12 protein-coding genes are annotated in these 12,382 nt (G+C 46.3%); 10 read left to right on the top strand and 2 right to left on the bottom strand.

Features of this window, described 5'->3' with window-relative positions; genetic code table 11:
* Positions 1 to 19: 19 nt before the first annotated feature.
* The 3 genes from MHH56_RS06235 (at position 20) to MHH56_RS06245 (ending at position 4,697) form a co-directional block, all read left to right on the top strand.
* On the top strand, positions 20 to 2,758 hold the full coding sequence (locus tag MHH56_RS06235) for an alpha-mannosidase (RefSeq protein ID WP_339209520.1): 2,739 nt from the start codon (positions 20 to 22) through the stop codon (positions 2,756 to 2,758).
* A 251-nt stretch (positions 2,759 to 3,009) separates the two neighbouring features.
* Positions 3,010 to 3,249 carry a YolD-like family protein gene (locus MHH56_RS06240; protein WP_076269718.1) on the top strand — a complete coding sequence of 80 codons (240 nt, stop codon included), beginning with the start codon at positions 3,010 to 3,012 and terminating at the stop codon, positions 3,247 to 3,249.
* Positions 3,250 to 3,464: 215 nt separating this feature from the next.
* The gene (locus MHH56_RS06245) at positions 3,465 to 4,697 is read left to right on the top strand and encodes an aminopeptidase (protein WP_339207321.1); all 1,233 of its coding nucleotides are present in this window, start codon (positions 3,465 to 3,467) and stop codon (positions 4,695 to 4,697) included.
* A 252-nt stretch (positions 4,698 to 4,949) separates the two neighbouring features.
* Here MHH56_RS06245 and MHH56_RS06250 read toward each other — a convergent pair whose 3' ends face one another.
* Entirely contained in the window at positions 4,950 to 5,360 is a 411-nt protein-coding gene (locus MHH56_RS06250; RefSeq protein ID WP_339207322.1) for an ImmA/IrrE family metallo-endopeptidase, read from the bottom strand.
* Between the two features lie 8 nt (positions 5,361 to 5,368).
* Positions 5,369 to 5,794, bottom strand: a complete 426-nt coding sequence (locus MHH56_RS06255) for a helix-turn-helix transcriptional regulator (RefSeq protein WP_076269721.1) — start codon at positions 5,792 to 5,794, stop codon at positions 5,369 to 5,371.
* Positions 5,795 to 6,050: 256 nt separating this feature from the next.
* On the opposite strand from MHH56_RS06255, the gene MHH56_RS06260 reads away from it, so the two are divergent.
* The 7 genes from MHH56_RS06260 (at position 6,051) to MHH56_RS06290 (ending at position 12,378) form a co-directional block, all read left to right on the top strand.
* Complete coding sequence (locus MHH56_RS06260) at positions 6,051 to 6,671, top strand: ECF-type sigma factor (RefSeq protein WP_339207323.1); 621 nt, start codon at positions 6,051 to 6,053, stop codon at positions 6,669 to 6,671.
* Between the two features lie 178 nt (positions 6,672 to 6,849).
* Entirely contained in the window at positions 6,850 to 7,038 is a 189-nt protein-coding gene (locus MHH56_RS06265) for a hypothetical protein (RefSeq protein ID WP_339207325.1), read from the top strand.
* A gap of 3 nt (positions 7,039 to 7,041) precedes the next feature.
* On the top strand, positions 7,042 to 8,358 hold the full coding sequence (locus tag MHH56_RS06270; RefSeq protein WP_339207327.1) for a phage tail sheath family protein: 1,317 nt from the start codon (positions 7,042 to 7,044) through the stop codon (positions 8,356 to 8,358).
* A gap of 1 nt (position 8,359) precedes the next feature.
* Positions 8,360 to 8,818: a phage tail tube protein gene (locus MHH56_RS06275; RefSeq protein ID WP_076269725.1), complete on the top strand. Its 459-nt coding sequence runs from the start codon at positions 8,360 to 8,362 to the stop codon at positions 8,816 to 8,818.
* Positions 8,819 to 8,850: 32 nt separating this feature from the next.
* Positions 8,851 to 9,273, top strand: coding sequence for a phage portal protein (locus tag MHH56_RS06280; RefSeq protein ID WP_339207329.1), 423 nt, complete (start codon positions 8,851 to 8,853; stop codon positions 9,271 to 9,273).
* A gap of 229 nt (positions 9,274 to 9,502) precedes the next feature.
* Entirely contained in the window at positions 9,503 to 11,716 is a 2,214-nt protein-coding gene (locus tag MHH56_RS06285) for a hypothetical protein (RefSeq protein ID WP_339207331.1), read from the top strand.
* Positions 11,713 to 12,378: a peptidoglycan-binding protein LysM gene (locus tag MHH56_RS06290; RefSeq protein WP_339207332.1), complete on the top strand. Its 666-nt coding sequence runs from the start codon at positions 11,713 to 11,715 to the stop codon at positions 12,376 to 12,378. The genes MHH56_RS06285 and MHH56_RS06290 overlap by 4 nt, the downstream gene beginning before the upstream one ends.
* The last annotated feature ends 4 nt before the right edge of the window (positions 12,379 to 12,382 follow it).

A 12,382-nucleotide genomic window follows, 5' to 3' on the forward strand; every position in this document is an offset into this window, starting at 1 on the left:
AAGAAGAGGTGTTCTAGTGATGAAAGACAAACGAACAGCCCATATCATCTCGCATACCCACTGGGATCGGGAATGGTATTTGCCATATGAGAAGCACCATGTATTGCTAGTAAAATTGATGGATACGCTGCTTCATACACTTGATACGGATCCGGACTTCAAAAGCTTTTATTTGGACGGCCAAACGATCATTTTGGAAGATTATTTGCAGGTTCGCCCCGAGAATCGTGAGCGCCTAGAACGTTATATTAAAGAAGGCCGTATTCCGATCGGGCCTTGGTATATTTTGCAGGATGCCTTCCTGACAAGCAGTGAAGCGAATCTTCGCAATTTGCAAATCGGGCATCAGGATGCGAGCCGTTATGGAACGATTGCAAAAGTTGGATATTTTCCAGATACGTTCGGAAATATCGGTCAAGCCCCGCAAATTTTGCGTCAAGCCGGCATCGATAATGCGGTATTTGGCAGAGGCGTGAAGCCAACGGGCTTTAACAATACAGTAGCAGATTCCGATTATGAATCATCCTTCTCTGAGCTGATTTGGGAAGGGCCAGACGGCTCGCAAGTGCTGGGCGTATTGTTCGCCAACTGGTACTGCAACGGCATGGAAGTGCCTACAGATGAAGCAAGCGCCAAGGAATATTGGGAGCGCAAGCTGGCTGAGGCAGAGAAGTATGCTGCTACAGGCCAATTGCTGTTCATGAACGGATGCGACCATCAGCCGATTCAGCAGGATCTGTCTGCTGCGCTGAAAACAGCAAGAGAGCTTTTCCCTGATACAGAATTCATTCATTCGAATTTCCAAGATTATTTGGCGTCGGTGAATGCTTCGCTTACACGCGAGCTGTCTGTCGTGAAAGGCGAGCTTCGCAGCCAACGTACAGACGGCTGGTCAACGCTTGTGAATACAGCTTCCGCACGTGTTTATTTGAAGCAAATGAATCAGCTTGGTCAGGCCATGCTGGAGAAGGTAGCGGAGCCGCTTGCTGCGCTTGCTTATTCACTTGGTCACGAATACCCGCATCACTTGTTTACTTACGCTTGGAAAACACTGATGCAGAACCATCCGCATGATAGCATTTGCGGCTGCAGCGTGGACGAGGTTCACCGTGAGATGGTGACTCGCTTCGATAAGAGCCGTCATATTGCGGAAGCGATTATTGACGATAGCAAAGTGATAATTGCCGATGCGGTTGACACTTCCATATTTGAACAATATGGCGAAGATGCATTGCCGTTTGTTGTGTATAATACAACGGGCTGGGATCGCAGCGGAGTAGTAGAGGTTGAGCTGGACATCGCTCGCATTTACTTCCGTGATGGTTTGTCGCTGGATGTGATGAACAAGAAAATGTATGCTGTCGATGTAACGGGCAGAACGCTTGTTAATTCAAGCGGCGAAGCCATTGCGCATACAGCTTCTGATATGGGACTTCAATTCGGTTATGATCTGCCAGATGACAAGTTCCGTCAGCCATATATGAGCCGAAAAGTGAAGCTGACATTCGAAGCAGCGGAAGTTGCTGCGCTAGGCTTGGCAGCTTATGGCTATGTTCGAAATGCGAAAGCAGAATTGCAGCCATCACAATCGATGGTTGCTTGCGAGCATGCGCTTGAGAATGAATGGCTTCGAATTGATATCGCGCAGGACGGATCGTTTAACTTGACCGATAAACGCAGCGGTCAAATCTATCGCGAGCTTGGCGTGTATGAGAATACTGGCGATATCGGCAACGAATATATGTATAAGCAGCCAACCGGCGAGCAAACTTTGACAACGAAGGGTGTACCTGCAAGCATTCGTCTAATCGAGAATACGGCATACCGTGCGGCATTCGAGATCGTTCATGAATGGGCTGTTCCTGCTTCAGCAGAACCATACTTCGAAGTTGAGAAGCAAGAGGCTGTTTATTTCCCTGAGCGGAAGTCACAACGTACAGAAACGACAGTTCCTCTTACAATCAGGACTGAAATTGCAATAAGCCGCAAAGGCGAAGGGGTAGAATGGAAATCCTCCTTCAACAACCAAGCGAAGGATCACCGGGTTCGCGTATTGTTCCCAACAGATTTGGAAACAGCGGTTCATCAAGCGGACTCCATCTTTGAGGTTGCAACGCGTGATAACGAGCCGGCAGCAGAGTGGATCAATCCTAGCAACGCACAGCATCAGCAGGCGTTTGTTGATGTGAGCGGCGAGCAAGCTGGTTTGACGGTTGCCAACCTTGGCCTGAATGAATACGAAGTATTGCGCGATGGACGTAACTCCATTGCGATTACATTGCTTCGTGCAGTTGCTGAGCTTGGTGATTGGGGCGTATTCCCTACACCAGAAGCACAATGCTTGGGTGAGCAAAGCTTCAGCTTGACGATCCTTCCACATAACGGCGACGGAGTTGCATCCGGTGCATATGCGGCGGCATATCAGTTCCAAGTGCCGTGGACAGTTAGCCAGACAGGCGTACATGCCGGCAAGCTTGCTCCAAATGGCGCTTTATTCGCTTGGGACGGCAGTGGACTAGCGTTCTCCTCCATGAAGGTGAATGAGCAATCTGGCGATTTCATGCTTAGATGGTTTAATATGAAGCCTTCTGAAACGGCGCTTAAGCTGTCAGAAGCAGCAGCTGTATCACTTGAACAAGCTTATAAAAGTAATGTGCTTGAGCATGAAGTCGAAAATCTTGCTGTAGATGGACAATCGCTGCTTGAAGTATCGGTTGGTCCTTGTGAGATTTTGACCATTGGGATTAAGCATTCATAAATAGTAACGAAGCCCTCTGCTATGGACTGCCATACGGAGGGCTTCTTTTTATGAATAGAAAGGCATAGGCTATTATCTCGCATTCCAATAATTGTTGCTGAAACTCTCGCAATATCGCTAACAGAGACAGTTGCGGCATGCTATAATAGATATATTCGCGTAACTTAGATCGATAGGAACAGGGTCTCCTCGAGCGGAGGGGCCTTTTTTTATTGAAAATACGGGTACATACCTAGCAGGAGGGGAACAAGGTGGCAAAAGGACCAAAGAGGCCTACTAGAGATGAATTTGAGCTGGAAGAGCTGGGCGAGCGGCTGGTTGAAGCAAAGCAAGAAGGCACAGAGCTGCTTCTTACGATATGGGCAGCAGAGCAAGTTAGAGGCGTCATTACGGTGCTCGATTCAAGAACAAAAAAGGTTCATGTGGAATACATGGGCAGCGTAACAAAGGTTCCTTTTATGGATATTATGAAGGTGGAAAGCCCTTATTAATATCATAACCGGGCAGCAATAACATATGAGCTTTCTATAAAAGGTTTCCCTCGTTCATTCGTTGAGCGTTGGGGGCCTTTTTTTAAGCTGGAATATTGCCTAGATGGATATGTTCGAGCCTGCATTGTTTGAGCAATTGTCCTTGGAGGATTATAATAGAAGAAGGTTATGGACGATGCAACAAATGAACTGATTATGAAGGAGGATTTACATACATGTATCCAACACCGCAACAATTAGAAAATTACGCAGAGCTGGTCGTTAAGGTTGGCGTCAACGTGCAGCAGGGACAAACGGTTGTTGTCATGGCACCAATTACAGCAGCTCCACTCGTACGGCTTATTGCATCAGAGGCTTATAAGACAGGCGCAAAAAATGTCCATGTGGAATATAACGATGAGGAGCTTTCCCGCATCAAATACAAGCAGGCGCCTGAAGAGGCTTTCTCGGAGTATCCGATGTGGCGTGCCAAAGCTTGGGAAGAGTTTGTGGAAAATGGCGCAGCGTTCATCACCATCTACTCTCCGAACCCAGACTTGCTTAACGATGTAGATGCGAAGCGCGTTGCAACAGCATCAAAAACAGCTTCAACTGCGCTTAGCGGCTATCGCGGTTCACTAATGAATCATACGAATGCTTGGTCGCTTGTATCCTATGCTACTCCGGAATGGGCAGCTAAAGTATTTCCGAATCTCTCGCAAGAAGAAGCGGTGCAGAAGCTTTGGGAACGCATTGTTGACGCTACTCGGATTGGCTTGGAAGATCCTGTTCAAGCGTGGAAAGCGCATAATGCCAAGCTGCTTCAGATGGTTGAGCTGCTGAATGGCAAGCGCTACAAGCAGCTTCAATATGAAGCGCCAGGCACGAATCTGACGATAGACCTGCCGGATGGACATATTTGGTTAGGCGGCTCCAAAGCAAATGCTAAGGGCGTTTACTTTAATCCGAATATGCCAACGGAAGAAGTATTCACTATGCCAAATAAGGATGGTGTGAACGGAACGGTTCGCAGCACCAAGCCTTTGAATTACAACGGTCAAGTCATTAATGGCTTCAGTTTGACCTTTAAGGATGGCAAAGTAGTCGATCATTCCGCTGAGCAGGGATATGAGGCGCTCACTAATTTGCTTAACACGGATGAAGGGGCAAGGCATCTCGGTGAAGTAGCGCTAGTGCCGCATGATTCACCGATTTCGAACTCCAATGTCACGTTTTTCAATACACTGTATGATGAGAACGCGTCCTGTCATCTTGCACTGGGTCAAGCGTACCCGGTCAATATCCAAGGCGGTACAAAAATGTCAGCTGAGGAGCTTCTCGCTCATGGCGCAAACAGAAGCCTTACGCATGAAGACTTCATGATCGGCTCGGCTGATATGAATATTGATGGTGTGACGCAGGATGGCACTCGCGAACCTATCTTCCGCAACGGCAATTGGGCGATTTAATTCGTCTGATCTTGAAAAGTATAAAAAAAGGCTCCTATTCCGCAGTATTGGCTGTGGTATAGGAGCTTTTTGTGTTTATTGGTGCATTTGGGAGTTCGTATGTGATTTTACGGCTGTATTCACGATATTAACAGGAGTATTTCCAGTTAAATGCGGTAAATACGTCAATTTCAGCTGGATTAGCGGGAGCTTTTCCTGTAAGCGTGAATTTGCACAGCAGCATCCTCATCGAACAATGCAGAATACAGCCAATTAAAAATAAAACTTCTGCATTTCCGTAGGCACGCCATTTCTTCTTAGCAGCTCTTCAAGCGTCTCGCTGGGAGCAGGAGAATCGCCTGCTGTCAGCAGCCTTACGGCAAACTTGCTAGCTTGTCGCTCATATTTTCCAACATTAAAAAACGATTGCTCATCCAGCCAAAAACGGTTGAAGCCAGGATGCAAGCGGTCATGCCCGAGCTCATGCGCGCATACGAAGCGGCGCCAATTATCCGGAAGCGAATCGTGAATGACAATAAACCGGCGGCGCAGTTTTTTGAAATAGAGACCACGCGTGCCTTCTCCGAGGTCGGCGTAACGGATATGAATGCCAAGGCCCTCAGCGATGATGAATGGATCGTTAGTCTTATATTTTCGAATGAGCTTCAAAATCATTTTATCCATAGCAACACCTACCCTTTGGCATCATCAGGAGCATCGTTAGTCGGCTCGGTCTTTTTTTTGTGCTTATTCATATGCTTAGCTTCCCAGAACAACCCTGTAAGCACATCCATGACGCGCTGACGATCGGTAGCACTTAGCGGCACGCCGTCAAACATAATTTCCCCGTCTTCCTCAAGCAGCTTTTTAAAGTCGCGCTTATCTTTATACGTAGCCCACTCAGGTATAGTTGCCGAGGCTGCATCGCGGCCAAGCAAATAATCGGTTGTTGTCAGTAAGATATCCGCCATTTTTTGCAAATCCTCACTTGTTGGTGTTACCCGATCATTCTCGATATGACCAAAGTTAGAGCGGCCCATCTCGAGTTTTGCGGCGACATCCTGCTGCGTTAATCCGCGCTCAACCCTCAATTGTTTAATTCGTGCACCCAATGACATTATAAATACCCTCCGTTTTTGAATATTTGGTATTTTAAATACTTGACGGTAATTAAAATACCAAATACAATGAGATTCATCAGACGAACACTTAAAGAAATGTATTAGTAGATCATAGTCGCTATTTTAACTACTTAAAAGTAAGTATATTTTTGATTAGGAGTATTGTCAATACCGGAGAAGCCGCTATATTTTTTTGTTGTGAACGGTATTTTAAATACTCAATATTCATTAAAACCTAGGGGAGGTTATTTGAATGAATGCAGAACAACAGGTGATTGATCAATTACATGCGTATAAACGGCTAAAAGCGAGAAAAAAACAGCTGGAGGGTACCTCGGTAGGACCAGGCATGAGGCTAAGCGCAGTATCTGAGGATGATCATTTGCAGGAGCTTCATCGGCAGCTGCGCAAGCTGCCTTCCTATATGTACTTGGATGAGCAGGATCAGCGTATCGAAGCTGCAGCGCATGCGAATCTATCGAAATATCCTATTGGAACGAAAGCGCAGCTAAACGAAGTAAAGAAAAGCCGTGCAACAGCAAGTCCAGCGGATGAAAAGCTGCTGCGAGAGCTGGAGAAAAAGATTGAGAAGGTGCTTGAAGCGCGAGAAGGCTCGGGCGGCTTTGAAGGTTATATGGGCGTCATCGATAAAATAAGTGAGCTTCAGGATATAGAGAAGCAGCTGCAATCTATCGATCAAGCGCTTGAAGCGTTAGAAGCATATGCGCCCGATTACGCTCGGCTGCTGAAGCTTCGTTTTATAGAAGGAAAGCCTACAGAGTTTGTTGCTTCGGAGCTGGGTATCGTTGATCGCACGTTCCGAAGATGGAAGCAAAAGGCGCTTCAAGAAGTTGTCCGCTTTCTGTCCGCCTAATGTCCGTTTTCGCTCAAATAACCGTGATATTATGATATTGTACCAAAGATCATAAACGGGGACGAGCGGTGGACGACACCGATCGTCCCTTTTGTTTTATCCAGATGAGGAGGTGGCCCAGATGTGAGCGCGGGTGGGTGAAATGGTGCAAATCGTAAGAGGGCGGAGGCAGAACAAAATGAACAAAAGCAGATTGCAGGAAGCTGAGCTGGAACCAAGGTTCAGCAAGGAGCAGCTAAAGTCGGCTAGACGGTATACGCCTTCCCAGAAGGATATACTATCCGCCGTGTTGTTGGAGCAAGAAACGTATACTCACGAACAAGCGTTATCGATGATAACAGCCTATTTGAAAAAGGAGGTCATGTAGAACATGGCAGGAGGAACTTATACATCACAAAATAAGGTGCGCCCCGGCGTTTACATTAACCTGGTTGGCGAGAAGAAAACGGTAGGCAGCATGGGAGAGCGCGGAACGGTGTCCGTACCGCTAAACCTTAACTGGGGGCAGTCGAAGGCCGTTATTGCGATCAACGCTGGCGATGATCTGCGAAGCTTGCTTGGTTATGATCTAAGTGCGCCTGAGCTATTGCTGGTACGCGAAGCCTACAAGAAAGCAAAAACGCTGCTCTTATACCGACTAAACGAAGGAACAAAAGCGACGGCTGTCGCTGGCAGCCTAACGCTTACAGCTAAATTCGGCGGTGTTCGAGGCAATGACATCACCGTTGCGGTTAAACAAAATGTTGACGATGAAGCACGATTTGATGTCATCACTTTTGTTGCTAAAGAGGCAGTTGACTCACAAACAGCAGTGAATATCGCAGAGCTGAAATCGAATGCCTTTGTAAGCTTCGGCGGTACAGGAGCATTGACGTTAGCAGCAGGCGTTCCACTTGTTGGCGGCTCCAATGGTACCGTAACGAATCAAGACCATACCGACTATTTGGCACAAATTGAGTTGAGGGATTTTAATACCATTGCGCTAGTATCCGCCGACTTGTCCTTAAAATCGGTATATGCTGCTTTTGCCCGCCGTCTGCGCGAGGAAGAAGGCCGCAAAATTCAGGTCGTGCTGGCGAATTATCCATCTGCTGATTCTGAAGGGGTCATCAGTGTCAAAAATGGCGTCAAGCTGCTGGATGGAACGGTTCTTGATGCACAGAAGGCAACGGTTTGGGTTGCTGCGGCAACTGCCGGAGCGCCAATGAATAAATCGCTGACCTATGAAGCCTATGAGGAGGCTGCTGATGCGGACATTCGTTATACGAATTCGCAAACGGTGGAGGCGCTGCAAGCTGGTGAGTTTCTGTTCACGGTAAGCGGCGGCAGAGTCATTGTTGAGCAGGATATCAATACGTTCACTGGCTACTCGCCAGAGAAAGGCAAAGCCTTCTCCAAAAACCGTGTCATTCGTGTGCTGGACGGCATTGCGAACGATTTTAAACATATTTTCGAGTCGTTTTATATTGGAAAAGTTGATAATAACGCAGATGGCAGAAGCCTGTTCCGCAACGAGTGCTTGAAATATTTGAACAATCTTCAGTCGCTCAATGCTATTCAAAACTTTGATGCCCAAGCCGATTTATCGGTTGCAGCTGGTGTCGATACGGACAGCATTATTATCGAGGCTCATATCCAACCGGTTGATAGCGTAGAAAAAGTATATATGAAAGTGACGGTGAAGTAATATGGCATTTTTGAACGCAGGAGATACGATTTCGGGCCGCGAAGGACGGGCTTATACCATTATTAATGGTTTGCAGGAAGAGATGTTTTATATCAAGACGCTGGAGGCAAGCATTGAGAAGCAAAAGGCTGAGATCAAAACGCTTGGCCACCGCGGTTTGCAGCATAAAGCGACGGGATGGTCGGGTACAGGCACGATGACCATCTATTATGTAACGTCAAAATTCCGCCAGATGATGCTGGATTATGTGAATACCGGCGTGGATGCTTATTTTGATATTTCCATTATTAATGAAGATCCGTCCTCGGCTACGGGCAAGCAGACGGTTTTCCTTCATAAGGTAAATCTGAATAAGGTTATTATCGGTAAGCTGGATACGGAAAGCGAAGCTCTTGAAGAAGAGTTGGAATTCACTTTTGAAGGATTGGATATTGCGGAGCAATTTTCAGCTCTTTCTTAAGGCGAAATTAAAAATGATGGAGGCAAGAGACAATGAGTGATTTAAGTGTATTTTTTGCACAAAATGCGGCTGTGGAGACAACGCAGCCGTTTATCGTATCGGATCGGTTTAAGGATGCAGAAGGGCAGGCTGTCGCTTGGGAGCTGCGCAGCATGACGGAAGCGGAAAACGAGGAGTGCCGCAAGTCATCTACCCGCAAGGTCAAGGGGAAAAATGGCGCATTCACTCCAGAGACCAATACAGACGAGTATTTGGCTAAGCTTGTTGTCAGCAGCATTCAATTCCCGAACCTAAAGGATGCAGATTTGCAAAAATCGTACGGCATCATCGGTGCTGAGAACCTTTTGCGCAAAATGCTTCTCCCTGGCGAATATGCCTCACTCGTACAACGGGTGCAGGAAATCAACGGCTTTAACCAAAGCCTAAACGATTTGGCAGATGAAGTAAAAAACTAATAAAAGAGGGCGACGGAGAAGCGAATTACGCTTATTACGCCCTCCACGAGCTTCGTATACTTCCGCATGAGCTCATGACCATGACTCGGCGGGAGAAAGCGGCGATCTATGCCATGATCGACGTTCGTATCGAGAACGAGAAGAAACAGCGCGCCAAAGCAAAACGAAAATAAGGACGGGCTGCGCTCCCATGAGGGAGCGCTTTTGCCCGTGTGAAGGGGGTGGAAGGATGGCGAGTAATTCCCCTGCTATCATTGAGAATGGCGGGTCTGCCAATACAGGTTCAGCCGAAGCCTTTATTAATTTCATGAATCGTTTGAATGCTGCTTTTATTGAAGCAACAAAGCAAGGCGAAAAGTTAGTGAATGCTTTTGATAAAATGCGTATTGAAACCGTTCAGCTGGACACTGAATTGACGAAGGCAACAGCCTCTATGAATGAGTTTACTGAATCGGTTAAAAGATTAAGAGAAGCAGCAGTTCCTCCAGGTGGTGATTCAGGAGATTCTGGGAGTCCTGATGGTTCTGGAAATCCAGACGGTTCTGGTGAAGGAAGGCCAAGACGAGGGTTCATGGATTTTGAGCCTCTTGAATTATTAAAAGGTGCTTTTACTGCTGTACAAGCATTAAAAACGATTATGGAGATGTTTCAAAACAATGAAGCAAATCCAGCTGACCCAGCAGGCGGAGAACCAGCACCTGACGCAATCGTTGATGCCGCTCAAGAGGGAGCATCATTATGGCAATCTGCAATACTCGGCGCTGGACAAAAGCTTACGCAAATGATTGGCATGGCGATTTCCGGGGCTATGGAAGAGAGCAACTCAAAAGCGCTGCTGATTGCTCGTTCCGGTGGTACTAAAATTGGAGAGCCGCTATATGAGAATATACGTGGGAATGCGATTGAAAATGGCGTAGATGTAAACGAAGCCATAAAGACTGCACTGTCACTTATGCCAACTGCTCAAAATACGGGACAGTTGGATCGTATGACCAATATAGCCATGGAGTTGTCTAGCTTAGATCCAAACGGTGGCAGTTCAGAGGATGCGGCAGGTGCAATAAAATCAGCTATGCAAGGTGATTATTCCGGATTAATGGATCAATTTAATATTAGTGAAGAAGCTTTTAAAGATGTCGGTTTCGAAAAAGCCAAGGATATGGATGGTTTTCTTAATGCGCTCGATGCGATGAGAGAAAAAGCAAATTTGGGAACAGAAGCTTTAAACACAGTCGGCGCTAGCCCAGTAAACCAAATCGCCAAGCTGCAAAATACGATTCAATCTGGTTTTGCTGCTGCTGGTATGGGAGCAGTCGCGGCAATGTCACCGCTGCTGGATAAGCTTAATGAACTAGTAGCGAGTGAGAAGTTTCAAGCCTTTTTCACTCTTTTTGGAGACGGATTAACGTTCGTAGCCAATCAGCTTGCCATAGTCGGCGAAGGGGCACTGTGGTTGTTTAGTCAGTTTTTGGACAATTGGCCCTTTATAGCTTCTATTCTTATGCTTGCTGGAGCAGTGCTTCTGCCAACCATGCTTACTGCCTTATGGGCAATGGTTGCACCGATTTTGGCACAAGCAGGTGCTTGGCTTCTGGCTCTTTGGCCTATATTGCTCATTATCGCGGTGATAGGTTTATTGGTAGGTCTATTTCTATACTTTGGCGGTACGACGGAGCAGGTAGTTGGCTTCGTTTCCGGCTTATTTTTCGGATTATTTACGGCATTGAAAAATGGCTTCGCCTATTTGTGGAATATCATTTTATCGGTTGCTGAGTTTTTGGTTAACATTTTTATTGACCCTGTATATGCGATTAAAAAGCTTTTTTTTGATCTCACCCAAAATGTGGTCGGTTTCTTTGGCGGGATGATTAACAGCTTTATTGATGGAATAAACTGGGTTCTTACTAAATTGAACAAGATTACTGGTAAAGATTATGAAATAAAAGGCAGATTCGACACGAGCCAAATCGATAAGTTTAAACCAACGAGCGATAAAAATGTTGTGGATTTCTCTAAATACAAAATGGCTCAATCTGACCTTGGAGAAGCTTTTAATAATGGATCGAGTTATGGTAAGGGATTTATGGATGATTTGCAGAAAAAGAAAAACAATACAAGTTATGATTTAAATAAGGAATCAGGCTTCCTTAAGCCAACTGCTGATGCAGGCAGTGGATTTGGAGCAGCAAGTCCTAACATCGACCGAGTCGGCGAAGTTGGAAAAATCAACGATAGCGTCGAGATTTCCAGCGAGGATTTGAAGACGATGCGGGAGCTTGCGGAGATGAAGAACATTCAGAACTTCGTGTCGCTGCAGCCGACGGTCAGCGTGCAGACCGGTGATATTAACAATGGCTATGATATCGATACGATTATCGGGCGTATCGAGCGTTCATTGAACGATGAAATTGCCTCATCTGCGGAAGGGGTGTACAACAGATGATTTCCAATGCGCATTATGATTATGAAATCTGGCTTAGCTACAATGATCAAAAGCAGGGCTTCCAGCTCCCGGTCAATCCTCCAGAAATTAAAATTAATGATGGTGCTGGGGGCAAGACCTACGAGGTGTCCGGTTTAGGCGAAATTAATCTCATTCAAAGCTCGAAGCTCACGACGATTTCCTTTGAAAGCTTTTTCCCAAAGACGAACTATCCGTTTGTCGTCAGCAAAACATGGATAGACCCTGCTTTTTATGTCATGGTTATCCTCGATTGGATGGAGAAAAAGCGACCGATCCGTTTTGTTTATACCGGGGCAACCTTCGATATTAATTTGGCGATGAGCATTGAAAAATTCGAATGGAAGGAAGCGGCGGGGTCTGGGGATATAGAGTACAGTATTTCACTGAAAGAATTTGCTTTTTATGGTGCCAGGCCCGTCGTTATTAAAAAGGGAGCGGCAAGCGTGAAGCCTAACTCAAGGCCATTGGATAAGCAAGCTCCAAGCACCTATAAGCTGGTTGCAGGGGATACGCTTATTAAGGTAGCTCGCGTTCAGCTTCACAAAGAAGAGCGTTGGCGGGAAATTCAGAAGCTGAACGGCATTAAGGATGCACAGCTCAAAAAGCTGCCCATCGGGATGACGCTAAAGCTGCCGAGGTGATCAT

Origin of the sequence: Paenibacillus sp. FSL K6-3182 (assembly GCF_037976325.1) — a bacterium.
Classification (GTDB): Bacteria; Bacillota; Bacilli; order Paenibacillales; family Paenibacillaceae; genus Pristimantibacillus.